General features: G+C 71.5%; 27 protein-coding genes. 8 read left to right on the top strand and 19 right to left on the bottom strand.

Annotated elements, in window-relative coordinates:
* Nucleotides 1–64: 64 nt before the first annotated feature.
* Both ACFVDM_RS13265 and ACFVDM_RS13260 read right to left on the bottom strand, forming a co-directional pair.
* On the bottom strand, nucleotides 65–715 hold the full coding sequence (locus ACFVDM_RS13265; RefSeq protein ID WP_383637452.1) for a response regulator: 651 nt from the start codon (nucleotides 713–715) through the stop codon (nucleotides 65–67).
* Between the two features lie 4 nt (nucleotides 716–719).
* Complete coding sequence (locus ACFVDM_RS13260; protein WP_383637450.1) at nucleotides 720–1895, bottom strand: sensor histidine kinase; 1176 nt, start codon at nucleotides 1893–1895, stop codon at nucleotides 720–722.
* A 107-nt stretch (nucleotides 1896–2002) separates the two neighbouring features.
* Between ACFVDM_RS13260 and ACFVDM_RS13255 the strand changes: the two genes are divergently transcribed.
* On the top strand, nucleotides 2003–2941 hold the full coding sequence (locus ACFVDM_RS13255) for an ABC transporter ATP-binding protein (RefSeq protein ID WP_383637447.1): 939 nt from the start codon (nucleotides 2003–2005) through the stop codon (nucleotides 2939–2941).
* Between the two features lie 2 nt (nucleotides 2942–2943).
* Entirely contained in the window at nucleotides 2944–3684 is a 741-nt protein-coding gene (locus tag ACFVDM_RS13250; RefSeq protein ID WP_383637445.1) for an ABC transporter permease, read from the top strand.
* Here ACFVDM_RS13250 and ACFVDM_RS13245 read toward each other — a convergent pair.
* From ACFVDM_RS13245 to ACFVDM_RS13235, 3 genes are all read right to left on the bottom strand, one after another.
* Nucleotides 3681–4376: a hypothetical protein gene (locus ACFVDM_RS13245; protein ID WP_383637442.1), complete on the bottom strand. Its 696-nt coding sequence runs from the start codon at nucleotides 4374–4376 to the stop codon at nucleotides 3681–3683. The two genes, ACFVDM_RS13250 and ACFVDM_RS13245, sit on opposite strands and share 4 nt — an antisense overlap.
* A 234-nt stretch (nucleotides 4377–4610) precedes the next feature.
* Entirely contained in the window at nucleotides 4611–5768 is a 1158-nt protein-coding gene (locus ACFVDM_RS13240) for a serine hydrolase domain-containing protein (protein WP_383637440.1), read from the bottom strand.
* A gap of 361 nt (nucleotides 5769–6129) precedes the next feature.
* Nucleotides 6130–6678: a DUF1062 domain-containing protein gene (locus tag ACFVDM_RS13235; RefSeq protein WP_383637437.1), complete on the bottom strand. Its 549-nt coding sequence runs from the start codon at nucleotides 6676–6678 to the stop codon at nucleotides 6130–6132.
* A 435-nt stretch (nucleotides 6679–7113) separates the two neighbouring features.
* On the opposite strand from ACFVDM_RS13235, the gene ACFVDM_RS13230 reads away from it, so the two are divergent.
* The gene (locus ACFVDM_RS13230) at nucleotides 7114–7551 is read left to right on the top strand and encodes a hypothetical protein (RefSeq protein ID WP_383637434.1); all 438 of its coding nucleotides are present in this window, start codon (nucleotides 7114–7116) and stop codon (nucleotides 7549–7551) included.
* A 276-nt stretch (nucleotides 7552–7827) separates the two neighbouring features.
* On the opposite strand, the gene mug is transcribed toward ACFVDM_RS13230, so the two are convergent.
* From mug to ACFVDM_RS13195, 7 genes are all read right to left on the bottom strand, one after another.
* The gene (gene mug, locus ACFVDM_RS13225) at nucleotides 7828–8454 is read right to left on the bottom strand and encodes a G/U mismatch-specific DNA glycosylase (protein ID WP_383637431.1); all 627 of its coding nucleotides are present in this window, start codon (nucleotides 8452–8454) and stop codon (nucleotides 7828–7830) included.
* A gap of 19 nt (nucleotides 8455–8473) precedes the next feature.
* Entirely contained in the window at nucleotides 8474–9916 is a 1443-nt protein-coding gene (gene purB / locus ACFVDM_RS13220) for an adenylosuccinate lyase (RefSeq protein WP_383637428.1), read from the bottom strand.
* 250 nt (nucleotides 9917–10166) lie between these two features.
* On the bottom strand, nucleotides 10167–11009 hold the full coding sequence (locus tag ACFVDM_RS13215; protein ID WP_383637425.1) for a GDSL-type esterase/lipase family protein: 843 nt from the start codon (nucleotides 11007–11009) through the stop codon (nucleotides 10167–10169).
* 148 nt (nucleotides 11010–11157) lie between these two features.
* On the bottom strand, nucleotides 11158–12177 hold the full coding sequence (locus tag ACFVDM_RS13210) for a hemolysin family protein (RefSeq protein WP_383637422.1): 1020 nt from the start codon (nucleotides 12175–12177) through the stop codon (nucleotides 11158–11160).
* Nucleotides 12174–13511: a hemolysin family protein gene (locus ACFVDM_RS13205; RefSeq protein WP_383637419.1), complete on the bottom strand. Its 1338-nt coding sequence runs from the start codon at nucleotides 13509–13511 to the stop codon at nucleotides 12174–12176. Before ACFVDM_RS13205 ends, ACFVDM_RS13210 begins: the two co-directional genes overlap by 4 nt.
* Before the next feature lie 223 nt (nucleotides 13512–13734).
* Nucleotides 13735–14154, bottom strand: coding sequence for a GNAT family N-acetyltransferase (locus tag ACFVDM_RS13200; RefSeq protein ID WP_383637416.1), 420 nt, complete (start codon nucleotides 14152–14154; stop codon nucleotides 13735–13737).
* A gap of 42 nt (nucleotides 14155–14196) precedes the next feature.
* The gene (locus tag ACFVDM_RS13195) at nucleotides 14197–15525 is read right to left on the bottom strand and encodes a cytochrome P450 (protein ID WP_383637413.1); all 1329 of its coding nucleotides are present in this window, start codon (nucleotides 15523–15525) and stop codon (nucleotides 14197–14199) included.
* A 186-nt stretch (nucleotides 15526–15711) separates the two neighbouring features.
* On the opposite strand from ACFVDM_RS13195, the gene ACFVDM_RS13190 reads away from it, so the two are divergent.
* Together ACFVDM_RS13190 and ACFVDM_RS13185 are read left to right on the top strand one after the other, a co-directional pair.
* Entirely contained in the window at nucleotides 15712–15939 is a 228-nt protein-coding gene (locus ACFVDM_RS13190; RefSeq protein WP_383637410.1) for an antitoxin, read from the top strand.
* Nucleotides 15936–16307, top strand: a complete 372-nt coding sequence (locus ACFVDM_RS13185) for a fic family toxin-antitoxin system, toxin component (RefSeq protein WP_383637407.1) — start codon at nucleotides 15936–15938, stop codon at nucleotides 16305–16307. Before ACFVDM_RS13190 ends, ACFVDM_RS13185 begins: the two co-directional genes overlap by 4 nt.
* A 40-nt stretch (nucleotides 16308–16347) precedes the next feature.
* Here ACFVDM_RS13185 and ACFVDM_RS13180 read toward each other — a convergent pair whose 3' ends face one another.
* From ACFVDM_RS13180 to bioB, 4 genes are all read right to left on the bottom strand, one after another.
* On the bottom strand, nucleotides 16348–17046 hold the full coding sequence (locus ACFVDM_RS13180; protein ID WP_383637404.1) for a class I SAM-dependent methyltransferase: 699 nt from the start codon (nucleotides 17044–17046) through the stop codon (nucleotides 16348–16350).
* Between the two features lie 147 nt (nucleotides 17047–17193).
* Nucleotides 17194–17883 carry a dethiobiotin synthase gene (gene bioD, locus ACFVDM_RS13175; RefSeq protein ID WP_383637401.1) on the bottom strand — a complete coding sequence of 230 codons (690 nt, stop codon included), beginning with the start codon at nucleotides 17881–17883 and terminating at the stop codon, nucleotides 17194–17196.
* Between the two features lies 1 nt (nucleotide 17884).
* Nucleotides 17885–19189 carry an adenosylmethionine--8-amino-7-oxononanoate transaminase gene (locus ACFVDM_RS13170; protein WP_383637398.1) on the bottom strand — a complete coding sequence of 435 codons (1305 nt, stop codon included), beginning with the start codon at nucleotides 19187–19189 and terminating at the stop codon, nucleotides 17885–17887.
* Nucleotides 19182–20363: a biotin synthase BioB gene (gene bioB, locus ACFVDM_RS13165; protein ID WP_383637395.1), complete on the bottom strand. Its 1182-nt coding sequence runs from the start codon at nucleotides 20361–20363 to the stop codon at nucleotides 19182–19184. The genes ACFVDM_RS13170 and bioB overlap by 8 nt, the downstream gene beginning before the upstream one ends.
* A gap of 143 nt (nucleotides 20364–20506) precedes the next feature.
* Between bioB and ACFVDM_RS13160 the strand changes: the two genes are divergently transcribed.
* On the top strand, nucleotides 20507–21649 hold the full coding sequence (locus ACFVDM_RS13160) for an 8-amino-7-oxononanoate synthase (protein WP_383637392.1): 1143 nt from the start codon (nucleotides 20507–20509) through the stop codon (nucleotides 21647–21649).
* Nucleotides 21650–21674: 25 nt separating this feature from the next.
* Here the strand turns inward: ACFVDM_RS13160 and ACFVDM_RS13155 are convergent, their stop codons facing one another.
* A complete protein-coding gene (locus ACFVDM_RS13155; RefSeq protein ID WP_383637389.1) occupies nucleotides 21675–21890 on the bottom strand; it encodes a DUF397 domain-containing protein in 216 nt (71 codons plus the stop codon).
* A gap of 24 nt (nucleotides 21891–21914) precedes the next feature.
* A complete protein-coding gene (locus ACFVDM_RS13150; protein WP_383637386.1) occupies nucleotides 21915–22775 on the bottom strand; it encodes a helix-turn-helix domain-containing protein in 861 nt (286 codons plus the stop codon).
* Between the two features lie 208 nt (nucleotides 22776–22983).
* Between ACFVDM_RS13150 and ACFVDM_RS13145 the strand changes: the two genes are divergently transcribed.
* Entirely contained in the window at nucleotides 22984–23418 is a 435-nt protein-coding gene (locus ACFVDM_RS13145; protein ID WP_383637383.1) for an ATP-binding protein, read from the top strand.
* A gap of 24 nt (nucleotides 23419–23442) precedes the next feature.
* On the opposite strand, the gene ACFVDM_RS13140 is transcribed toward ACFVDM_RS13145, so the two are convergent.
* The gene (locus tag ACFVDM_RS13140) at nucleotides 23443–24363 is read right to left on the bottom strand and encodes a LysR family transcriptional regulator (RefSeq protein WP_383637380.1); all 921 of its coding nucleotides are present in this window, start codon (nucleotides 24361–24363) and stop codon (nucleotides 23443–23445) included.
* Nucleotides 24364–24436: 73 nt separating this feature from the next.
* Between ACFVDM_RS13140 and ACFVDM_RS13135 the strand changes: the two genes are divergently transcribed.
* On the top strand, nucleotides 24437–25072 hold the full coding sequence (locus ACFVDM_RS13135; RefSeq protein WP_383637377.1) for a LysE family translocator: 636 nt from the start codon (nucleotides 24437–24439) through the stop codon (nucleotides 25070–25072).
* Nucleotides 25073–25076: the final 4 nt, after the last annotated feature.

Genomic DNA, 25076 nt, shown 5'->3' with positions numbered 1-25076 from the left:
ATGGTACTCGCTGCTCAGGGGCGTGGCGACCGCGGGCGCCGATGCCGCCCCGGAACGCCCGGTATCAGCTCGGCGAGACGAATCCGGACTCGAAGGCAGCGATCACCGCCTGGGTGCGATCCCTGGCCCCCAACTTGGCGAGAACCGCGCTGACATGGGTCTTCACCGTTTCCACACTCACCACCAGATGCGCGGCGATCTCCGCGTTGGACAGACCGCGGGACATGAGCCTCAACACAGCCGCCTCCCGATCGGTCAGTGAAGCCCGCTCCATGGCCTTCCTGGCCCTGTTCGTGCCGTACTCCGCAGCCAGCTGCCGGACGGCCGCGGGGAACAGCAGTGACTCCCCCTCCGCCACCAGCCGCACGGCATGCACGATCTCGGCCGGCCGGGCCCGCTTGAGCAGAAAGCCGTCCGCCCCCGCACGCAGCGCCTCATAGACGTACTCGTCGTTCTCGAACGTCGTCACCACCAGGATCTTCGGCGGATCCGGCACCGAGCGCAGTACGACACGCGTCGCCTCTATGCCGTCCATGAGCGGCATCCGGACGTCCATGGCCACCACGGCAGGGCGCAGCTGACGTACGAGGGGCACCACCGCCGCGCCGTCACCCGCCTCGCCCACGACCTCGATGTCGGGCTGGGCGTCCAGCACCGCGCGGAGCCCCGCGCGGACCAATGGCTCGTCGTCGACCAGAAGTACGGTTACCGGCATCGGCTCACCCTATGCGGTCGAGCGGAAGGCTCGCGTGCACCATCCATTCCCCCTTGTACGGCCCCGTTCTGGCACTGCCTCCCAGGAGAGACGCCCGCTCTCTGATCCCGCGCAGGCCACTCCCGCCCTCGGGTACGACGACGGTGCCGGATATCAGAGGATTGGTCACCTTCAGGTCGAGTTTGCCCTCCGCCACGGCGATACGGACCTTCACCGGAACCGATCCGGAATGCCGCAGCACATTGGTCAGCGCCTCCTGAAGAATGCGATAGCCCTCACGGGACACCGGTGCGGGCACCTGGTCCAGCGGACCGGACACATGGGCGTCCACATCGGCGCCGGAGCCGCGTGCCGAGTCCAACAGGCGATCGGCCTCGCTCAGCGACGGTCGCTGACCCGGCGGTGCGTCCGTTTCGCGCAATACCCTCAGTACTCGTTCCAGGTCGTCCAGCGCGTTGCGCCCCGTTTCCTCGATCGCCGCCAGCGCGCGCTCGGTGAAGACGGGGTCGCTTGCGGCGCGCGCCGCTCCGGCCTGGACCACCGCGACCGTCAGGGCGTGTCCGATCGAGTCGTGCAACTCGCGCGCGATCCGATTGCGCTCGAGAAGCTGTTCCGTCCGCGCCTCCAACGCGGTCAGCCGCTGCACAGGCGTAGGCCCGAGCAGCCATCGGGCGGCAGCCGTGATCACGTCACCGCAGACCACGACCACGGCGAGCAGCACCACGAGGGGAACGGGCACCAGGACCGCCGACCACCACTGCGCGCCGAGCCCGGGTACGAGCCAGGCGTCACTGGTCGCGAATCCGGCCGACGACCTGATGAGGTCGACCGTCGTGGCCAGCAGCCACACGGTGCTCATCCCGGCCACCCCGGCACAGACCAGGCGCACCTCCAGCCAGAGGGCGGTGCGCCAGCGCTCGGACCAGGAGGACGACGAGGCGACGGAGATGGATGCCTCGGGATCACCGCGCTCGCGAGGCGTGAGCAGCAACTGTGCCTGGACGCCCTCTGCGAGCCGCATGCCCGGTACCAGGCCGACGCCCGCGGCCAGTGCGACGGGCACCCATGGCATGTCCGTCGAGATGTACAGCCACACGCTGACGACGGTCCCGGGCAGGAGCAGGTGCAGCCACCGGGTGTAGGTGACGGGCGATGCCAGTCGGCGGAAGAAGCTGAGCATGCCGCCATCGTGCCAGCGCGATCCACCCGGCGACTCCCCCGAGCGAGGGAGATGATCTACCCCGATGGGGGAGGACCGGCCCGGGGCGCGGCGGCGAGGCTGGGGACATGACCAGCATCGAAGTCCACGAACTCACCAAGGACTACGGCGGGACCCGAGCCGTGGACCGACTCACGTTCAGCGTGCGGCCGGGACGCGTCACCGGGTTTCTGGGACCGAACGGGGCAGGGAAATCGACCACCATGCGCTTGGTGCTCGGCCTGATTCGCCCCACCGCGGGAACGGCCACGATCGGCGGGCAGCCGTACGCCGGCCTCGGCCACCCGCTGCGTCGAGTCGGAGCACTTCTCGACGCTCAGGCCGCTCATGGCTCCCGTACCGCGCGCAACCACCTCCTGGCGCTGGCGACGAGCAACGGGATAGGGGAATCGCGCGTCGAGACCGTGCTGGAGGAGGCGGGCCTCGGTGACGTCGGGAACCGACGGATCAAGACGTTCTCACTCGGCATGCGCCAGCGCCTGGGCATAGCCGCGGCTCTTCTCGGCGACCCCGATGTCGTCATGCTCGACGAGCCGTCGAACGGTCTGGACCCGGAAGGCATCATCTGGATCCGGGAGTTGATGAGGCGACTCGCGCGGCAGGGGCGGACCGTTCTCGTATCCAGTCATCTGATGAACGAGACCTCCTCGTTCGCCGACCACTTGATCGTTCTGGGCAGAGGGCGCCTCCTCGTGGACCTTCCGATGCAGGAATTCCTGGACTCCCGCAGCCGGCCACGGGTGAGGGTGAGTACGACCGAACCGGTGCGGTTCGGCGAAACGCTCGCACGCCGGGGATTCCGCGCCCAGCAGGGTGAAGGCGAGCTCTGGACCGTCGACGGGGCGAGGGCGGAGGAGATCGGGACGCTTGCGGCATCGGAAGGAATCCCCTTGCTCCAGCTCGTCGACGAGCAGACCACGCTTGAGCAGGCCTATCTCGATCTCACCTCTGACACCACGGAGTTCGCCTCGGCTCCGTCCGCCATCCCTTACAGTCAGGAGGTCTGATCATGACCACCACCGCGATCCTGCGTTCCGAGTGGATCAAGATGAGATCGGTACGATCCGTCACCGGGTCCCTGGCCGCGATACTCCTCGCCACCCTGGCCATCACCATCCTGGCCGCCGCCACCATCGGGAAGGCCGAGGCGGAGAAGGACGGTGCCGATCTCGTGTTCGGTGCCTTCTACGCGTTGAACTTCGCCCAGATTGCGGCCATCAGCTTCGGCGCGACGGCGGTCTCCACGGAATACGTCAACGACGGTATCCGGATCTCACTGGCTGCTGTCCCACGCCGTACCCTGCTTTTCGCCATCAAGATGTCCCTCATCGGGAGTACGGCGCTGGCCGTGGGGCTCCTGACCGGCTTCAGTAGCTTTTTGGTCGGCCAGCTGTTCATGGGCGATCATGCCATCGGTCTCGGAGAGCCCGGAGTACTGCGGGCGGCCTTCGGCAGCGGCATATACCTGGCACTGATGGCGCTCTTCGCCGCCGGCCTGACCGTCATTCTCCGGAGCGCCGTCGCCGTGCTCGGCCTGCTGATCCCCTTCGTCCTGATCGTCTCGTTCGTCGTGGGTGATGTGGCGGGCGGGGTGGCCGACTATCTGCCGGACCGCGCGGGCCAGTTGGTGCTCCACCAGGAGGCGGGGAGCAGCAGTCTGGGGCCTTGGACGGGGCTGGCTGTCACGGCCGGGTGGGCCGCCGCTGCTCTCCTCGGCGGGTGGTGGGCGATACGACGGAGGGACGTCTAGCTTCGATGGCGCTGAGCAGATGAGGGCTCCGCCCGGATGAGGGCTCCCGCCTGGATACTCGGTGGTGCTGGTGGCCAGGGAACGTCCATGGCGCGGGCCAGGGCGGTCGTGACGGGGACGTCGAGGTTGGGCAGGTGGACGAGGGCCCAAGCTGCCGCACGGTCGAGGAAGCCGAGAAGGCTCTGCTCGACGCCGGCGAGCAGAGCGCGGAGGTCGGTGGCGAGCAGTTCGATGACGGGACTGTTGGGCTGGTCGGTGTTGGCGGTGAGCCGGACGGTGGCGCCGACGTGCTCGGCGACGGGTGAGACGGGTTCATGGCCGAACGTGAGCGTGTGGCCGTCCTCGATGAGACGGTACCAATCACGCCAGTCCTCCAGCCCGTCGCAGCAGCCGGGCAGGAAGGCATGGCCCGAGGACGGATCAGTGACTTCCAAGCCGCCGGAGGCGAAGGGGGTGTCGAAAGTGAGGAGCCCGTGGAGAAAGGAGCCGAGAGGGTCGGCCGGGCGAGGGGGGCGGTCACCATCGGGGTCGATGTCGTTGCACTTGGCGATGCACATCACCGCGGAACCGACCTCGGCGGACGAGAGCGCACTGTGGAGTGGCAGAAAGCCGGAGGGACCGGCCACGGCTGTGGGCCACAGGTCGAAGCCTTCGGGGCTGTAGGCCTCCACGACTGGTTGCATCACGATCATGCGGCGAGTGTTCCCCATCCGTTCGACCGGTCGCTCCCCGACGACATCCGGTGCTGTCCTGTTCGGTGACGGACGCCTGGTCGGCCCGTCGGCAGGGGGCTCCAAGAACGGCGTCGTTCGGCGCGGAGCCCGCGCGTTTCATCCACGACGGAGGGGATGCGGACGCACGCTAGCTACCGTGGACCGCATTGAGTGGTCCGCACCGAATCGGCCGGTTCTTCGTCCGGAGAAGCCTTACATGTCAGGGGCGCGGCACAACTCCCGGTCAACGAGGGTGCTCATCGCGGCCTGGGTGTCCTTGCCGCCCTCGCTGGTGGCGTACACGACGGCGGTCCGGGAACCGTCGGGGGTGATGCCGATCCAGGTGCGGTATCCGAGGAGTTCGCCGGGATGGCCGAAGTAGGCGCCGCCGCACGAGAGCGGGATCGAACCGATGCCGAGTCCGTAGCGAACTCCGAGCGCCGGCGCGGGCACGGTGGTCGTCATGTCGTCGAACTGGGCCGATGCCATCAAGCGGCCGTTGAGAAGAGCGGAGTAGAAGCGCGAGAGATCATGGGTTGTGCTGATGATCGAGCCCGAGCCGGTGGCCATGGTCGTGTTGAGCGTGGTCACGTCGATGGTGGGGCCCGTGGCGTCGCCGAAGGTGGAGTAGCTGCGGGCATGAGGGCCCGATACGGAGGCGGAGGTGCCGGGGATGCTGGTGCCGTGCATGCCCAAGGGGCGAATGATTCGTTCGGCTACTTCGTGGTCCCAGGGCCGGCCGGTGACCCTCTCGATGATCATTGCCGCCAGGACGTAGTTGGTGTTGGAGTACGCCCAGCCCTCGCCCGGCGGGAACGTAGGGGGGCGTCGCATGGCCAGGGCCACCAACTCGGGAGGCGTGTACGTGCGGAAGCGTTGTGCGCGGTAGCCGGCCGGATCGGTGAGGGCGGGGATGTCGGGCAGGGCGTCGGGGACGCCGCTGGTGTGCTGGAGGAGTTGGCGCACGGTGATGAGGCGGCCGTCGTTGCCGTTCCCGTGAACGGCGCCGGGTAGCCAGTGCTCGACGGTGTCGTCCAGGGCGATGCGTCCTTCGCCGACGAGTTGCAGGATCACCGTGGCGGTGAAGGTCTTGGTGACGCTGCCGACCCGGAACCGGCCGTTCCGGGGCATGGGGGAGTTACTTCCTTTCGCCGAGGTGCCGGCTCGTGCGATGTGCCACCCGTCGCGGGAGGCGACCTCGGCGGACACGCCGACGACCCCTGTGCGGTGGACGGCGTCCACCTCGTTCCGGAGCGGGTCGGCCGGGCGGGGGGATGCGGCTACGGGCGGAGCCGCAGAGGCCGTGAAGAGGGCGGAGGCCACGACGGTGAGGGCAAGGGTATTTCGGCGGACACGTGCTAACCGGGGCATGGTGGACTCGTTCTCCCTGTGGAGAGGCGTGGCTGGTGCGGGGCCCATGTGCGGGCTCGCTCGGCGATGGAGTCCATGGCAGCAGTGAGGGAGGGGCTGGGCCCAGCAGGGTGTCCCCCTGCTGTGGCGCCCTGTTGTCCTCCGGGCGGCGGTGGAGGTACCCCCACCGCGGAGATCGGCTCTGTCGGATGGCGAAGCGCGCGGCGCCAGTGCTGTCGCGCAGAGGAGGAGCGGGGGGAACGGTGGGAAAGGGGCGTGATGAGTGGGATGGGGTGGGTGGGGAGGGGGAGAGAAGGCAGCGGGGCCGGACCCGGGGGACGCGAGGGGAACACTCGGGACGGGCCGGCCCCGCTGGAAGGGCTCAGCGCCTGAGGGTGAACGTGAAGTCGTCGGCGGCTCTGCTGTTCAGCCGGATGGTCGAGTCGACGCGTCCTCGGGCCATCAGGCGCTCGACCTCTGCGCGTGAAAGGGCGCAGCCCTGGGCGATGAGGCGGGTCGGACGGACGGGGATCCGTGCGGTGAAGCGCACGGCGACTTCGATGACGGTGCGGTTCAGGTGCTCCGATGCGCCCGTGTCGAGCCGCCAGTTGGTGCCCCAGTCGAGCGTGAGGCGATTGCGGTGCTGGATGAGGGGGACCTGGAGGAGTTCACCGGTCAGGGCTGTGTCGTTGTGGTGGAGGCGGTCCAGGAACTCGGGCTGTATGGAACGTATGTGGGTGCGCTCCAGGACGGTGAGCTTCGCGGTCTCCCCGCATCGCGTGCAGAGGACGAGGATCCAGACGTCGAGGAGCTTGTGGTTCGCGTTGACGCGGAACTTGCCGTCGGGCCGGAAGCGGTCGGAGCCGCAGGTGTGGCAGCGGCGGGCGACGAGCGGGAGGCAGGTGGGCATGACGACCCAGGTGTTGAGCATGGAGGTACACCGGTTTCCAGTGAGAAATCCGCAGCAGAAAGGGGCACGGCGCACGGATGCGACGCGCGACGAGTCAGCGCTTGGGAGGTCTCACAGGGTGTACAACGGCACGCCTTTGGCTGGACGACGAGTTCGGGAGCAATGTAGTGGCGTGCACGGTGGGCAGTCACCGTAATTTCGGGGCACCGGGGCCTGGTGGCCTGGGCCCCGCCATCCGATGGGGGCACCAGGTCCCCGTTGTCCGGTTCCAGGTGTCAACTCCCGGATCGTCGGCCGAACCTGCTGTGCGCCTGCGGTCGCGTGCCCAGGCGGTCCGCGGTCGTGGAACCCGTCAGGTGTTCAGGAGTCGTGCCGGGTGGTGGCAGACAGGCGCATAGAGCATCAAAAGGGGAGGGTGGGTGCTCCATTGTCAGTGCGGGACGGTTTACTGACGGCATGACGACCGCACATCACCTCCGCCTCATCGACGGGATGCGCACCCGAGAGTTCCCCGCGGAGCGCGTTCGATCGGGTTCGGGCGTCAGCGGGCCCGGCTACCACACGGCGTTCCTGCACGCCGACGTCGATCACTGGGACGACGACGAAGCCGCGCGGCTCGACCATCGTGCGCAGTGCCTGGCCGAGCACGGAGCACTGATCACGTTGCTGGAGGCACGCTGGGGCGACCCGCAGAGGGTCAGCCTCTGGAGTGCGCAGGAACGGATGATGGCAGGTGAGGAGATCCCCGATCCATGGGCGGAGACCGTGGCGGGGTGCGAGTATCTGCGGCTCTGGCGTCAGGAGAGCCGCTGGATCGCTCTCGCGCTGTACCTGGAGGAGGACGGACTCGGTTGCGAGTTGGGCGTCGTGGTGACCGAGATCGACCCGCCCTGAGGCGCTCGGAGCAATCCGGGCCGGTGCGCGGCAGGATCCGTGGCAGCCCGGCGGGGTGTGGCTGACGGTTCGGGGAACGGTCCGGTGGGCCGGCGACGCCGCAGCCGGATCGGGCGGGCAGAAAGTTGGCGGGCTCACGGGACGGCAGGTCGAAGCGATCGGCCGGTCGAAGGAGCCGTCAGGTCGAAGTGTTGGCGGGCCAAGTTCTGGAAGGCCGAGCGGGCGTCGGGCCGCGTGGCCCTGCGAGTGGTCGTGCCGACCTGGTCGGTGTGCCGCTCAGCCGTGTTCCGGGGACGGTCGGTGCGTGGTTCCCGGGTGGCCCGAGAGCGTGTCCTCGGTGTGGCCCTCGGCGGCGCCATCCGCATCGGGGTCCGCGAGGGTCGCGCGCAGGCGGGCGTACTCCTCGGCCATGGAGTCAACGGTCCAGTGGGCGTTCAGGCCGCTGGGATTGGGCAGGACCCAGACCCGGGCGTCGCCGATGGTGCGATCCTGCGGTCCGACGCGCGCCTTTCGTTCGCCGAAGGCCGTCCGGTAGGCCGTGATTCCGACGACGGCCAGCAGGCGGGGGCGGAGCTTCTCCACCTTCGCCGTGAGGATGCGGCCACCGGTGCGGAACTCCTCGGCGGAGAGTTCGTCGGCTCGGGCGGTGGCACGCGCGACGACGTTGGTGATGCCGAGACCGTAGTGCAGGAGCTCCGACTGCTCGCTGGGTTTCAGCTGCCTCGGAGTGAAGCCGGACCGGTGGAGGACGGGCCAGAACCGGTTGCCGGGGAAGGCGAAGTGGTGACCCGTGACAGCCGTGGTGAGGCTCGGGTTGATGCCGCAGAACAGGACGCGCAGACCGCCCGTGACCACATCGGGGACGATGCGGTCACGGGCGGCCCGGAGTTCCTCGGGTGTCATCGGCCGGAGGCGCGGCGGATCAGAGGATCGACCCCGGCGTGTAGCCGGCGGCCTCGGGGTGCTGCTTGGTGATCTCCTCGATGCGGGCGACGAGGGTGGTGACCTGGTCGCCGGCCGCACCGGTGAACGAGAGCTTGTCCGCCATCAGCGCGTCGAGCTGGGCGCGGTCGAGCGGAATGCGCTCGTCGGCGGCCAGCTTGTCGAGCAGCTCGTTGCGCTCCGTGCCCTGCTCTCGCATGGCCAGCGCGGAGGCGACGGCGTTCTCCTTGATGGCCTCGTGGGCGACCTCGCGGCCGACGCCCGCACGGACGGCGCCCATGAGCACCTTGGTGGTGGCGAGGAACGGCAGGTAGCGGTCCAGCTCGCGGGCGACGACGGCCGGGAAGGCGCCGAACTCGTCGAGGACGGTCAGGAAGGTCTCCAGCAGGCCGTCGAAGGCGAAGAACGCGTCGGGCAGTGCGACGCGGCGGACCACGGAGCAGGACACGTCGCCCTCGTTCCACTGGTCACCCGCGAGTTCGCCGGTCATCGAGGCGTAGCCCCGCAGGATGACCATCAGGCCGTTCACGCGCTCGCAGGAGCGGGTGTTCATCTTGTGCGGCATCGCGGACGAGCCGACCTGGCCCGGCTTGAAGCCTTCGGTGACCAGCTCGTGGCCCGCCATCAGGCGGATGGTCTTGGCGACCGAGGACGGTGCGGCGGCCAGCTGCACCAGGGCCGTCACCACGTCGTAGTCGAGGGAGCGCGGGTAGACCTGGCCGACGGAGGTGAAGGCGTGGGCGAAGCCCAGGTGCCGCGCGATGCGCTGTTCCAGCTCCGCGAGCTTCGCGGCGTCGCCGCCGAGCAGGTCGAGCATGTCCTGGGCCGTGCCGACCGGGCCCTTGATCCCGCGGAGCGGGTAGCGGTCCAGCAGGTCCTCCAGCCGCCCGTGGGCGACCAGCAGCTCGTCGGCCGCCGTGGCGAAACGCTTGCCCAGCGTGGTGGCCTGCGCGGCGACGTTGTGGGAGCGGCCGGCCATGACCAGCTCGCCGTACTCGCCCGCGAGCCGGCCCAGCCGTGCCAGGACGGCGACGGTGCGGTCGCGCATGAGTTCCAGGGACAGCCGGATCTGGAGCTGCTCGACGTTCTCCGTCAGGTCGCGGGACGTCATGCCCTTGTGGACCTGCTCGTGGCCGGCGAGGGCGTTGAACTCCTCGATGCGGGCCTTGACGTCGTGCCGGGTCACCTTCTCGCGCTCGGCGATCGAGGCGAGGTCGACCTGGTCGAGCACGCGCTCGTAGTCGGCGAGGGCGGCGTCCGGCACCTCGATCCCGAGGTCCTTCTGGGCGCGCAGCACCGCCAGCCAGAGCCGGCGTTCCAGCTTCACCTTGTGCTCGGGGGACCAGAGGACGGCCAGCTCCGTGGAGGCGTAGCGGCCGGCAAGAACATTGGGGATGCGAGGCTTCGCAGACACAGCAGTCACGTGTCCAGAGCTTACCTGGCGGCCCGGGTGCTCCGTGGCGCGGACGGGGGCCGTAAGGCCCAGGTCAGAGCGGCGCGGGCAAGCGTCTCACCTGCTGGACGGCGGACGCCGGGGCGCGCGTCCGCGTGCGGGCGGTTCGACGGCCCGGACCGCGGGCCCGAGGGCTGTCCCGATGTATTCGGGCGCCCCGACGACGCGGCGAGGTGCCGTGGCTGTTGTCGCACGCCCTCCAGGGACGACGGGACAGCCCTCAGGCGTCCGCATCCGCCCGGCGCCACCCGGACACGGGACCCGGGTTTCCCGCGTCGGCCGGTGTCACCCAGAAGGCGCGTCCGAGTTCGGTGCTGAACTGGGCACCGGCGCGGCCGTCGCCCGAGGAGCGGCCGGTCAGACGGCGTCCGATCCACGGGAAGAGGTGGCGGCGGGCGAATCGCACGTCCTCCACGCGTCGGGCGGTCCAGCGGGGCGGGGCCGACGGAGGCAGTGGTGTGCGCCAGTCGCTCTCCTCCGGGAGCCCGAGCTGCTGCCAGACGGCTTCGGCGACCCGGCGGTGGCCCTCGGCGGTGAGGTGGAGCCGGTCGACGTCCCACATCCTGGGGTCGGCCAGCGCCGGAGCGCCGTAGAGATCGACGACCTCCGCGCCGTGCCGGGCCGCCAGATCGTCCACCAGGGAGAACAGGTCCTCCATGCGCGGCCGGAACCGTTCCAGCACCGGACCGTTGCGTCCCGGGCTGCGCATCAGCACCAGCTTCTTGCACGAGGGCGCCAGGCGTTCCACGGCCTCCTCCAGCCGTCCCCGGACCATGCCCATGTCGCACTTGGGGCGGAGGGTGTCGTTGAGGCCGCCGACCAGCGTCACCACGTCCGGGCGCAGCGCGGCCGCGGCGTCGACCTGCTCGTCCACGATCTGGCCGATGAGCTTGCCGCGTACCGCGAGATTCGCGTAGCGGAAGCCGGGGGTGCGGGCCGCGAGGCGGGTGGCGAGGACATCGGCCCAGCCCCGGTACGAACCGTCGGGCAGCAGGTCCGACATGCCCTCGGTGAACGAGTCGCCGACCGCGACGAGACTGGTGTATTCGGCATTCAATTCCATGGCGCCGCCGATCGTATCGCGGGGGCGCCCGGCTGCGTCGCGGCCCGTACCGGGCGGTCGGTGGACCGCTGCCGGTGGGGCCCGGCGCCGACCGGCGCCCGGAACGGATCCGGTGGGGAACACGGTTCCCCACCGGATCCGGAGGCGGTCAGCGCGTCTGCGGCCGTCCCACCAGCTCCCTCAGGACGTCCTCCATGGTCACCATGCCGGCCAGCCGGTCGTCCTCGTCCAGGACCGCTGCCAGATGCGTGCGGCTGCGCCGGAGGGCCGTCAGGACGTCGTCCAGCGGGGTCGCCGCCCGGACCCTGGCGATGGGCCGCATCGCCGTCACCGGGAACGGTTCGTCCCGGGGGGTGACGTCGAGGGCGTCCTTCACATGGAGGTAGCCCAGGATGCGCTGCTCGCTGTCCATCACCGGGAAACGGGAGAAGCCGGTCTGCGACGACAGCCGCTCCAGCTCCTCGGGGGTCGTACCCACCCTGGTGTACATGACCCGGTCCACCGGCAGCACCACGTCCCGCACCGGCCTGCGGCCCAGTTCCAGCGCGTGGTGCAGCCGCTCGGCGGCGCGGTCGTCGACCAGGCCCGCGTCGCCCGCGTCCTTGACCAGACGGGCCAGCTCGTCGTCGGAGAACGTGGCCGACACCTCGTCCTTGGTCTCCACGCGCAACAGCTTCAGCAGGGTGTTGGCGAAGGCGTTGATCGCGAAGATCACCGGCTTCAGGGTCCGGGCCAGCGTGACCAGGGGCGGCCCGAGGACGAGCGCGGTCCGCACCGGCTCGGCCAGTGCGATGTTCTTCGGCACCATCTCGCCCAGCAGCATGTGCAGATACGTGGCCACCGTCAGGGCGATCACGAACGAGATCGGGTGGACCAGTCCGTGGGGCACGCCCACGGCGTCGAAGACCGGCTCCAGCAGATGCGCGATGGCGGGCTCGGCGACGATACCGAGCACCAGGGTGCACAGGGTGATTCCGAGCTGGGCCGCGGCGAGCAGGGCCGACACGTGCTCCAGACCCCAGATCACGCTCCGGGCCCGACGGTTGCCCTCCTCGGCCTGCGGTTCGATCTGGCTGCGCCGGACCGAGATGAGCGCGAACTCCGCACCCACGAAGAAGGCGTTCACGACGAGGGTCAGCAGGCCGATGAACAGCTGTACGGCGGTCATCGCTCGTCCTCCGCGGCCTCGTCGTCGCCCGGCAGCGGGGCGTGCAGCAGCGCGCGTGCGGCGCGGCGCCCGGAGGCGTCCACCACGTCCACGCGCCAGCCGGCCAGCTCGATGGTGTCGCCCACGGCGGGAATGCGGCCCACCGCCGTGGCGACCAGCCCGGCCAGGGTCTCGTAGGGGCCGTCCGGCACCCGCAGTCCGATCGCCTCCAGCTGGTCGGTGCGGGCGGCGCCGTCCGCCGACCACAGCGTCCTGCCGTCCGCGTCCTCGCCCGCCGGGGCGAGATCCGGCGTCTCGTGCGGATCGTGTTCGTCGCGCACTTCGCCGACGACCTCCTCGACGATGTCCTCCAGGGTCACGACGCCCGCCGTGCCGCCGTACTCGTCGATGACGACCGCCATCGCGAGCTTTCCGGACAGCCGGTCCAGCAGCCGGTCGACGGTCAGGGTCTCCGGAACGAGCAGCGGTTCGCGCAGCATCTCGGAGACGCGGGTGCGGGGACGGCGCTCGGCGGGGATCGCCAGGACGTCCTTGATGTGGGCGACGCCGACGACGGTGTCCAGGCTGCCGCGGTACACCGGGAAGCGGGACAGCCCCGTCGCGCGGGTCGCGTTGGCGACGTCCTCGGCGGTGGCCCGGACGTCCAGGGCGGTGACCTGGACGCGGGGGGTCATCACGTTCTCCGCGGTCAGCTCGGCCAGATTGAGGGTGCGGACGAACAGCTCCGCGGTGTCGGCCTCCAGCGCGCCCTCCTTGGCGGAGTGGCGGGCCAGGGCGACCAGCTCCTGCGGGCTGCGGGCCGAGGCCAGCTCCTCGGCCGGTTCCAGCCCGAAACGGCGCACGATCCGGTTGGCCGTGTTGTTGAGGTGGCTGATGAAGGGCCGGAACACCGCGGTGAAGGCCCGCTGGGGGGTGGCCACCGCCTTGGCGACGGCGAGGGGCGAGGAGATCGCCCAGTTCTTCGGGACCAGCTCACCGACGACCATCAGGAAGACCGTGGACAGGGCCGTCCCGATGACCAGGGCCAGGGAGGAGGCCACGCCCGGGGAGAACCCGACGGACTCGACGGGGCCCCGGATGAGCTTCGCGATCGACGGCTCGGAGAGCATGCCGACGACCAGATTGGTGACGGTGATGCCCAGCTGGGCGCCGGAGAGCTGGAACGTCAGGCTGCGTACGGCCTTCATGGCGCCGGCCGCGCCCCGTTCCCCCCGCTCCACGGCCCGCTCCAGCTGTCCGCGTTCGACCGTGGTCAGCGAGAACTCGGCCGCGACGAAGGCGCCACAGGCCAGGGAGAGCAGGACCGCCACGAGCAGCAGAAGCACTTCGGTCATCGGTTCACCTCCGTCCCATGATCGGGCAGGGGCAGGAGGATCGCGCGGTGTCGGCGATATCGGCTACTCGGAGGCTCGCCCATCGGCGGACGCTCACACCTTTCGAAAGGATCGGCAGTGGAGCATCCATAGTAAAGGATCGGCAAAGTCCCTTGGTGGGCGTGGGCGCACGCCGAGTGCGTGCGCCCCACGCCCGCGCCGGGCCGGGATGCGGCCGCCGTGTCTAGAGCGACTTCACCCAGCGCCGCCACTGGTCCTGGCGCTCGTAGCCGCTCGCCGCCCAGGTGTGGTGCGCCCGCTCGTTGGCCTCCAGGACCATGGCGTCGACCCGACGTCCGCCGAGCGCGGCGAAACGCTTCTCCACCGCCTCCAGCAGCGCGGTGGCGATCCCCTGCCGCCGGAATCCCGGATGCACGGCGAGGCGGTACACCGAACAGCGCCACCCGTCGAAGCCCGCTATGACGCTGCCCACGAGCACACCGTCGCGCTCGGCCAGCAGCAGTGCCTCGGGATCGCGGTCGATCAGCCGGGACACCCCGTCGTGGTCGTCGCTGACACTCGTGCCCTCCGCCGCCTCGCGCCAGAAGCGCAGGACGGCGTCGATGTCGGAGGGGGCGGCGGGGCGGATGCGGAGAGTGTTCATACGGTGAGCCAAGCAGACGCCCTCCGCGCGGGGCGAAGGATTTCAGGATGCGGTCGCGCGCGGGACACCGCCCGCAGACCTTCCCGGGAGGACGGGCAGCGACTCGACGCCGTACACGATCGACAGCTTCCGGAAGGCCAGGTCCTGCGGCCGGACCGCGAGCCGCATCGCGGGAAAGCGCCGGGCCAGCGCGGGGAAGGCCACGCGCAGCTCCATCCGGGCCAGTTCGGCGCCGATGCAGCGGTGGATGCCGTGGCCGAAGGCGAGATGGCCGGCCGGTGTGGTGCGTCCCGGATCGAAACCCCCGTCGTCCGTGACGTACGAGGGATCGCGGTTGGCGCCGCTCAGCGAGCAGAGCACCATGTCACCGGCCGGGATGGTCACCCCGGCTATCTCGATGTCCCGCCGGGCGAACCGGGGGAAGGCCGTCTGGACCGCCGAGACGTAGCGCAGGACCTCCTCCACGAACGGCGCTGCGGCCGTCTCGTCCGAGCGCAGCCGCTCCGCGACCTCCGGGTTCCGCAGCAGGACCAGGGAGCCCAGGGCGATCGTGCTGGCCGTCGTCTCGAAACCGCCGGTGAGCACCCCGTCGGCCAGCCCCGCGAGCTCCTCGTCGTCGACGCTGTCCCCGTGCTCCCGCACGATCATGCCGAGCAGGCCGTCGCCGGGGCTGCGCCGCTGGGCCCGCACGACCCCGCGGAAGTAGTCGAGCGACGCCGACATGGCGCCGAACGGGGCGCTCGTCCCGCCGAACAGGTCGAAGCGGTCCATGGCCAGCCGCTGGAAGTCCTCCCGGTCCCCGTAGGGCACGCCGAGAAGCTCGCAGATGGTCAGCGAGGGCACGGGCAGCGCGAACGCGTGCACCAGGTCGACCGGGCCCGGGGCCGCCGCCATCGCGTCCAGCCGCTCCTCGACGATCGCCTCGATCCGGGGCGTCAGCCGGCGGAGCCGGCGCATCGTGAACTCCGGGGTGAGGATGCGGCGCAGCCGGGTGTGCACCGGCGGGTCGCTGAACCCGAGGCCGCCGGGGCTCTGTTCGGCGCCTATCCCGGCGTTGCCCGCGAGATGCGCGAAATCGGTGCTGAACCCGTCGGCGGAGCCGAGCACGGCCTTCGACTCCTCGTACCCGGTGACCACCCAGGCATCCATGCCGAAGGGCAGCGAGACCCGGCTCACCGGCGCCTTCGCCCGGGTGGCGGCCACCCGGCGCACAGGATCGAGCCCGTCCCGGCGCAGCAGCATGAGCAGGTCCTCGGGCAGCAGCCTGACCGTGGAGGAGCCGAGCCCGTGCCGCTGAATCCTGGCCAGATAGGTGCGCCCGAGCCGGGCGGTGATGCGGGAACGGAACGTCGTACTCAATGTGCACCCCATGAGTCGTCGCGGGAACGGGTCGGATGGCGGACCGCTGCCGCCGAACATCGCCTGACGCGCCCACCTCGGCTGCCAGGCCAGGAATTATGACCAGGTTTCCGGCGCCCGGGTGGACCGGGTCCGGGATCCGTCGCGCGCACCCGGTTCCCCTTGCCGGTGCTAGCGCACGCGCGCTAGCGTGAGGAGGTGCCCAAGACGCAGCTGAACGTTCGAGTGGACGAGGCCACCGCCGAGGCCGCGCGGCAACGCGCGCTCCAGAGGGGGATGAGCGTGAACCGCTACATAGAGGAACTGGTCATGCGGGACGCGGGCGAGGTGGGCCACACCTTCGTCGAGGCCGCGGCCGACTTCATGAAGCAGTACGAATCGGTGTTCGCCGAGGAGTTCGGCCCGGAGCGCAAAGGCACCCGTTGAACCTGCGGATCCACCTCTCCTGGCTGCTCATGGTCGCCGAACACAACACGCCGGGCGATCCGCAGGTGACGGACTGGGGCGCACTGGTCGCCGCGGTCGCACGCCACGAGGCGGAGATCTTCGGCAGCCCGGTCTACAGCGACCCGCACTCCAGGGCCGCCTCCCTGCTGCAACTGCTGCTGCACGTCCCCGCGCTGGAGCGTTCGAACGCGATGTTCGCCTCCGCCGTCGCCTACGCCTATCTCGTCGCCTCGGGACTGAAGGTCGTCACCTCCCCGGAACAGGTGCGTGATCTGGCGCTGCTGGTGAAGGAGGGCAAGGCGGACGTGCGGGCCATCGCCGACGAACTGCGCCAGTGGAGTCTGTGAACGGGAACGGCGCGGACCCGGCCGTACGCGGCACCGCGGTTCAGCCGAGACCCGTCCGTCCCCGGTCCACCACGGGCGACCGCCGGGCCACGCCCAGGACGCACGAGGACGTGGGGAGCCGCACGCCGTGCTCGGGGAGACGGACGCGCCGGTAGGACACCATCTCGAACCCCGCCTCCTCGATGGCGGCGAGCGTGTCCCGTGAGGTGTGGCAGCCCCCTGCCAGGAGCGGCCATACCGTCCGGTCCAGGGCCCGCTGCGTCGCCGCCATGGCCCGGCCCTCGGCCCGTACGTGCTCGAAGAACCGCAGTTCACCACCCGGCCGCAGCACCCGCCGGATCTCCGCGAGCGACTGCCGCACCTGCCGCACGGTGCACAGCACCAGGGACGCGACCGCTCCGTCGAAGGCCTCGCTCTTCACCGGAAGCGCCTCCGCCGTGCCCGGCACCACGTCCACCGGCACACCGGAGCGCAGCGCGGCCCGGACCGCCAACTGCCGCAGAGTGCGTTCCGGTTCGATGGCCACCACCTCCGCGACGGCCGGCGGGTAGTGCGCGAAGTTCAGACCGTTGCCCGCCCCGATCTCGATCACCCGCCCGGACAGCCCGCTCAGCAGCTCGGAGCGGAGGGCGGCCAGGCCCGCGGCGGACTCCGCCGCCACGCTCAGCCGGGCGTAGCAGCGGGCGAACACGGGATGGTGCACCGCGTCCTTCGGAATCTTCGTGCTGCGCAGTCGCATGACGGACCTCCTCGACGGGCACCGGTCGGCGCGGGCCGGGCGGCGTGGTGCGCGCCGCGCGCCCCGTACGGCCGGAAAGGTTCGGCTACCTCGATTCTGCCCCGTCCGGACGGCCGCGTCCTGCGCCGCGCACCCCCCGCTCCCGTCCTACCCCGGGACGCGGCTCCCGCCCAGCCGCGCGTCCAGCCAACTCGGGGCCCGGTCACGGAAGTCCGCCGGGGCCAGCGCGCCCGCACCGGCCGGCACCGCGCCCAGCAGCGGCGCTCCTGCGGCCACCGGGAGGTCGGCCACATTGCAGCGCTCCGCCAGACCGGGCGCCCCGGGCATGCTGCCGATGACCACACCGGCGCAGTCCAGCGCCCGTGCCCGCAGCGCCTCCGCCGTCAGCGCCGTGGAGTTGAGGGTGCCGAGGCCGGCCGGGGCCACCACCAGCACGGGCGCCTTCAGCAGCCGGGCGGCGTCCGCGAGCGTGGCGCCCTCGTCGTCGAACCGCACCAGCAGCCCGCCCGCCCCCTCGATCAGCACCAGATCGTGATCGGTCGCCAGTTTCCCGGCCGCCTCGGCCACCTCGTACGGGCGGACCGGACGCATCGCGGCCCGCCGGGCCGCCGTGGCGGGGGCCAACGGCTCGGGGAAACGGGCCAGTTCGACCGGCGTGACATGGGCACCGGCCAGCCGCGCCACCTCGGCCGCGTCTCCTGGCTCACCCGGTGCCAGGCCTGTCTGGGCCGGTTTGAGCACCGCCACCCGGCGGCCCGCCGAGGCGGCCGCCACGGCGGCCGTCACGATCGTCTTGCCGATCTCGGTGCCGGTGCCCGTCACCACGAGCAGGTTCATCTCAGCCCTCCCGGGCCGCGGCGCACACGGCGCGGCCGATCGTCGCGAGGTCGTCGTCGCCCGTCACATAGGGCGGCATGGTGTACACGAGATCGCGGAACGGCCGCAGCCACACGCCCTCCCGCACCGCCGCCCGCGTGGCGGCCTCCATGTCCACCTCGTGGTCGAGCTGGACGACGCCGATGGCGCCCAGCACCCGGACGTCGCGCACCCCGGGCAGCCCGGCCGCCGGTGCCAGACCGTCGCGCAGACCGGCACCGATGCGCTTGACCTCCCGCTCCCAGTCCTGGCCGAGCAGCAGATCGATGGACGCACAGGCGACCGCCGCCGCGAGCGGGTTCCCCATGAACGTCGGACCGTGCGCCAGGACCGGCACCTCGCCGCGCGAGATGCCCTCGGCCACCTCGCTCGTGCACAGGGTCGCCGCCATCGTCAGATAGCCGCCGGTCAGCGCCTTGCCGACACACATCACATCGGGGGAGACCCCGACGTGCCCGGCGGCGAACAGCGTGCCCGTCCGCCCGAAGCCCGTCGCGATCTCGTCGAACACCAGCAGCACCCCGTGGGCGTCGCACGCCTCGCGCAGCACCCTCAGATAGGCGGGGGAGTGGAACCGCATCCCGCCCGCGCCCTGGACCACCGGCTCCACGATCACCGCCGCCACCTCATGGGCATGACGCGCGATCAGCTCCCGCAGATGCGCCTCGTACGCGGGATCCGGTTCCGCGTCGAAGCCCGCCGGGGGCTCGTCGGCGAAGATCTGCCGGGGCAGCGCCCCGGACCACAACTCGTGCATCCCGCCCTCGGGATCGCACACCGACATCGGCTGCCAGGTGTCCCCGTGGTAGCCGCCGCGCCAGGTCAGCAGCCGCCTCTTGGCCGGCCGGCCGGCCGAGCGCCAGTACTGGAGGCACATCTTGACGGCCACCTCGACGGAGACCGAACCGGAGTCGGCGAGGAAGACGTGGCGCAGCGGCTCCGGGGTGATCTCGACGAGCTGGGCGGCCAGCCGCACGGCGGGCTCGTGGGTGAGCCCGCCGAACATCACATGACTCATCCGGTCCAGCTGACCGCGTGCCGCCTCGTTGAGCGCGGGATGGTTGTAGCCGTGCACGGCCGACCACCAGGACGACATGCCGTCGATCAGGTCGTGCCGCCCGTGCGCGGGCTCCGCGAGCCGGAGCCGTACCCCGGACGCGGACTCCACGACGAGCGGCTCCTGCCGTCCGGGCATCGGACCGTACGGATGCCACACATGGGAGCGGTCCAGCTCCCGCAGCGCGGCGGGGGAGAGCGGCTCAGGCATTGGGAGCGAGGTCCGTACCCGCGCCGCGGCGCCGGACCGCCACCAGATCGGTGCGGGCCCCGGGTACCTCGGACCGGTCCGGGGCAGCGGTCTCCTCGCCGGCCGGCGCCGCGTCCCCGCACGGCGCGCAGCCGCCGCCGGAGTGCCCGCCGCACCCCGCCGCCGCGTCGGCGCGGTGCGCGGGGAGCGTCGTGGTGCCCGCCCCCTCCACCTCGAAGCCGGCGTCCGCGATCATGTCGAGATCGGCCTGGCCCGCCTGGCCCTCACTGGTCAGGTAGTCGCCCAGGAAGATCGAGTTGACCAGATGCAGGGCGAGCGGCTGCATCGAGCGCAGATGCACCTCGCGGCCCCCGGCCAGCCGCACCTCCACGTCGGGGCAGACGAACCGCACCATCGCGAGGATCCGCAGACAGCGCTGCGGCGTCAGGTTCCACTCCTTGGCGAGCGGCGTGCCCTCGAACGGGATCAGGAAGTTGACCGGCACCGAGTCGGGGTCGAGCGCGCGCAGCGAGAAGACGACGTCCACGAGATCGGCGTCGCTCTCGCCCATGCCGGCGATCAGCCCCGAGCAGGCCGAGAGCCCGGCGGCCTGCGCCTGGTGGACGGTGTCCACCCGGTCCTGGTAGGTGTGCGTCGTCGTGATCTCCCCGTACGTCCCCTCGGACGTGTTGAGGTTGTGGTTGTACGCGTCGGCGCCCGCCGACCGCAGCCGCTCGGCCTGGCCGTCGGAGAGCAGCCCGAGGCAGGCGCACACCTCGACGCCCTCGTTCTGCTCCTTGATGGCCCCGATGGTCTCCGAGACCCGGTCGACGTCACGGTCGGTCGGGCCCCGGCCGCTGGCGACCAGGCAGACGCGCTTGGCGCCGCCGGCGACGCCCGCAGCGGCCGCCTTCGACGCCTCGTCCGGCTTCAGCCAGGTGTACTTGAGGATCCCGGCCGTCGAGCCCAGCCGCTGGGAGCAGTACGAGCAGTCCTCGGGACAGAGCCCGGACTTCAGATTGACCAGGTAGTTGAGCTTCACCCGCCGCCCGAACCACTGGCGGCGCACCTTTCCGGCCGCGGCCACCACATCGAGCAGTTCGTCGTCCGGGGTCGCCAGTACGGCGAGCGCTTCTTCACGGGTCGGCAGCTCGCGCCGCAGCCCCTTGTCCACCAGCGTGTTCAGGAGGTCCATGGCGACGATCCTGGCGTACGGCACCGCCCGGAGCCAAGGAGGAACCGGACAACAGAGCCCGATGCGGGTGTGTGCATGGCCACACCATGTCCGGGCACGTCCCCGGTTAGGGTCTGTGAGCTGCCTACAAAAGGGACCCGCCCATGTCCTCCACCCCGTTCGACTGGACCGACGAGGCGGCGCGCCGCCGCGCGGACGCCGGACTCGTCCGCACGCTGCGGCCCCGCCCCGCCGAAACGGACCTGCTGGACCTGGCGAGCAACGACTACCTCGGACTGACCCGTCATCCCGAGGTGACGGGTGCGGCGGCCGACGCGGCGCTGCGCTGGGGCGGTGGCGCCACCGGCTCGCGGCTGGTCACCGGCTCGACGACGCTGCACGCCGCACTGGAGGAGGAACTGGCCGCCTTCTGCGGTTTCGAGGCCGCCCTGGTGCTGTCCTCGGGCTACGCGGCCAACCTCGCCGCGCTCACCGCGCTGACCGGGCGCGACTCCCTCATCGTGTCGGACGCGGGCAACCACGCCTCGATCGTCGACGGCTGCCGGCTCGCGCGGGCCGAGACGGCCGTGGTCCCGCACGCCGATCCCGAGGCCGTGCACAAGACGCTGCGGGCGCACGGCGGACGGGCGCTGGTGGTCACCGACTCGGTGTTCTCGGTCGACGGCGACGCCGCGCCGCTGGCGGAGCTGGCCGGGGTCTGCCGCGCGGAGGGCGCCGCCCTCATGGTCGACGACGCCCACGGCCTCGGAGTACTCGGCCCGGGTGGACGGGGCGCCCCCGCCGCCGCGGGTCTGGCCGGCCGGGAGGACGTCGCCACCACCGTCACGCTGTCCAAGTCCCTGGGCAGCCAGGGCGGTGCGGTGCTCGGCCCGGCCCGGGTCATCGCCCATCTGGTCAACACCGCCCGGACGTTCATCTTCGACACCGGGCTCGCCCCCGCCGCCGCCGGAGCCGCGCTCGGCGCGCTGCGACTGCTGCGCCGGGAACCGGAACGCGCCGTGCGGGCCGGCGCGGTCGCCGCCGCCCTGTTCGACGGGCTGACGGCGGCCGGGCTCACGGCGGTCCGCCCGGACGCGGCGGTGGTGTCGGTGCGCGCGCCCTCGGCGGACTCGGCCGTCCGGTGGGCGGCCGACTGCCGTGCCGCCGGTGTGGCGGTCGGCTGCTTCCGGCCGCCGTCCGTGCCCGACGGGATCTCCCGGCTGCGCCTCACCGCGCGTGCCGATCTGACGGGGGAGCAGATCGCGCGTGCGGTGGAGACGGTGCGCCGGACGGCCCCGGCCGGCTGAGCGGACCGCCGTCACCAGTCCCGCGTCAGCGGACCGTCGTGTGCGGCCCCCCGCCCAACGCGGTGACGAAAGTGGTCCAGGCCTCCGCCGAGAACCGCAGATGCGGCCCGCCGGTGTCCTTGGAGTCGCGGACGGCCAGGCGCCTCGGGCCGAACGGGGCGGTCTCCACGCAGTTGTTCATTCCCGTGCTGCGGCTGCTGCGGCGCCATCGCAACGCGTGCTGTGCAGGGCAATCAGACATGTCGTCCCTCTCGGGCTGTGGGGGTCACCGACCGTCGCGGTCGATGGAGGCGATCAGGTCCAACGAGTGCTCCGGCGACAGCGCGTGCGCCTGCAGGGTGCGGAAGGCCGAGCTGTACGCCTCAAGGTCTTCTTTCCGCTCCAGATAGAGGCTACTCGTCAGATGGTCAAGAACGACCACATCTAGATCAGAACTGTTCGGAAAAGAGAAGATAACGAAAGGCCCGGTGATGCCCACATAGCCTCCGACCGCGAACGGAAGCAATTGAAGCTGTACGTGCGGGAGTTGGGCGACGCGCGCGAGATGGCGCAATTGCTCCCTCATCACCCGGGGCCCGCCCACCTCCCGCCGCAGCACCGCCTCGTCGAGCACCGCGCTCAGCCGCAGCGGCGGATCGCTGCGCAGTACCCCCTGACGGGCCAGCCGCACCTCCACCAGCGAGTCGACGTGGCCGGGCGGTATCCCGTCGAGGGAGGCGCGGGTGACCGCGCGGGCGTAGTCGGCGGTCTGCAGCAGCCCCGGCACCACGGAGGTCTCCAACGTGCGCGCCGTCCGGGCCTGCGACTCCAGGCTGATGAAGTCGCGGTACTGCGGCGGGATCAGCCCGCGGTACGCGTGCCACCAGCCGGCGCCCCCGCCCCCCGCCGATCCCGCGAGCGCCTTCAACACCTCCCGCAACTTGGGGTCGTCCGTGCCGTAGGCGTCCAGCAGCCGGGACACATCGGCGGGCCGTACCCCGCTGACGCCCGTCTCGATGCGGCTGATCTTCGACTGGTGCCAACCGAGCAGCCGCGCCGCGTCCCGGCTGGTGAGTCCCGACGCATGGCGCAGACTCCGCAACTCCTCCCCGAGTTTGCGGCGTCGCACCGCGGGGCCGTGCTGCATCCGGCTCTCCCTCCCACTGGCTGCCGAGCCGACAGTGTGGCGCGGGTTCGGGGCATCCGGGGCAGATTTCACCGCTTCGAGCGACAGATATATGCATATCTTGGTGGATCGCCGTTACAGAGGGCAGCATCAGTGGCACTCTGGCGCGAAGCACAACCCGGTTCATCGATCGCGGGGTCGCTGCCGGGTGGAAAGGGGCGGGCTCGCCATGGCAGATCATCAGGAAGCAAGCGTCACCCTCCCGAGCGAGCCGGTCTCGGTCTCGGCCGCCCGGAGGTATGTGGCCCGGGTGCTGGCGGAATGGGGGCTGCCCGACGGCACCGACACGGCCGAGACGGTCCGGCTGATCGTCTCGGAGCTCACCACCAACGCCGTCCAGCACACCTTCGGCCAGTCGCCCACGTTCACCGTCGACATCCGGCTGGAGCGCGAGGAGGAACTCCGCCTCGGAGTGACGGACAGTCACCCGCGCTGGCCCCAGCGTCTTCCCGCCGCCGTCCGCCAGGACAACGGCCGCGGCATGGTGATCATCCGCGCGCTGGCCAAGGAGTACGGAGGCCGGCTGACGGTCACCCCGACCCCCGAGGGCGGCAAGACCGTCTGGGTCGCGCTGCCCTGGGAGGTTCCCGCCGTCCGGCTGTGAGAGCGGACGGGCCGCGTCCGGCCGTCAGGGCGCGGGGGCCCCGCGCCCGAAGCCGCTGCGCAGCAGGGACCGCAGCGTCGCCGCGGCCGCGCTGGAACGCTCGCCGCGGTGTGCCACCGAGATCGTTCTGCGGTACGCGGCCGGCTCCAGCCGCCGCACGGACAGCGGCGCCGGGGACATCGCGGCGACCATCTCGGGGACGACCGCCATGCCGATGCCCGCGCTGACCAGGGCGCAGACCAGGGCGTAGCCCGGAGACTCGCAGACCACCGCGGGCAGCGCCCCCGCCTCGGCGAGTGCGCGCTCCACCCCGCGGCGCGGCGGATGCGCCGGGGCGCTGCTGATCAGCGGCCGGCCCGCCAGCTCCGTCACCGGGAGCCGCCCGCTGCCGCCGGCCAGAGCCTGCCCGACCGCCGTGACCAGGACCAGCTCCTCGACCAGCAGCGGTTCCGTCAGCACCCCCGACGGGGCCGGTCCCGGCACCGCGGCCGGTTCGTACGCATGGGTCAGCGCCAGGTCCACCTCGCCCGCCGCCACCGCGGCCACCCCCTCCGGCGGCTCGTAGTCGGTCACCACCAGCTCGACGTCCGGATGGGCCCGGCGGAAGGCGCTCAGGACCGGTGGCAGCAGATGGATGCCCGCCGTCGTGAAGGTCCCGACCCGCAGCCGCCCGCCGGAGAGGCCGGCCAGCCGCGCCAGTTCGTGACGGGCCTGGTCCATCTCGTCCAGGACCCGGCGTGCGCGCCCCGCCAGCAGTTCGCCCGCCGCCGTCAGCCGGGCACCCCGGTGGTGGCGCACCAGCAGAACCGCCCCGGCCTCCCGCTCCAGCTTGGCCAGCTGCTGGGAGAGCGCGGGCGCGGTGTACCCCAGCCGGGCGGCGGCGCGCGTGATCGAACCGGCCTCGGCCACCGCCACGAGCGCCGCGAGCCGCGTCGGGTCGTACATGAAGCGTTCCTTATGGCAGACCCAGAAGATTGCTAGTACACGCTAAAGGCTCCCGGGGGCCAGGGTGGGGGTCATGGACGCACAACTGACCGCCTTCATCGGCGTGGCCGCCGCCATGGTCGCGCTCCCCGGCGCCGACTTCACCGTCGTCGTGCGCAACGCGCTCGCCTCCCGGACGGCCGGGGTGGCCTCCGCCCTCGGGGTCGCGGGGGGCCTGCTCGTCCACACCGCGCTGGCCGTCGCCGGGCTGGCCGCCGTGCTGGTGGCGGTGCCGGTCCTGTTCCGCACCGTCCAGCTCGTCGGCGGCGCGTACGTGCTCTGGCTGGGCGTGAGCGCCCTGTACGCGATCCTGCGGCGCCCGGTGCGGGACGCGGCGACGGCACCGGAGGAGGCCCCGGCCCGGGGGACCGGACGTGCCCTGCGGCAGGGCTTCCTCACCAACGCGCTCAATCCCAAGGCGCCCGTGCTCTTCCTGAGCCTGCTGCCGCAGTTCGTCCCGGCGGGGGCCGCGCCCCTGCCCAGGACGCTGCTCCTCGCCGCGATCGTCGTGCTGCTGGCGCTGGTGTGGTTCCCGGCCGTGGCGCTGCTCGTCGACCGACTCGGGCGGTGGCTGCGCCGGCCGCGCACCGCCCGTGCCATCGAGGGCGGCAGCGGGGCGGCACTCACCGCCCTCGGGCTGGTCCTGGTGACCGGGCCGTTGCTGCGCTGACCCG

Origin of the sequence: Streptomyces sp. NPDC057682 (assembly GCF_042799575.1) — a bacterium.
Lineage (GTDB): Bacteria > Actinomycetota > Actinomycetes > Streptomycetales > Streptomycetaceae > Streptomyces.
The sequence above is the reverse complement of the archived record's forward strand: the minus strand, read 5'-3'. Positions and strand labels throughout refer to the sequence as shown.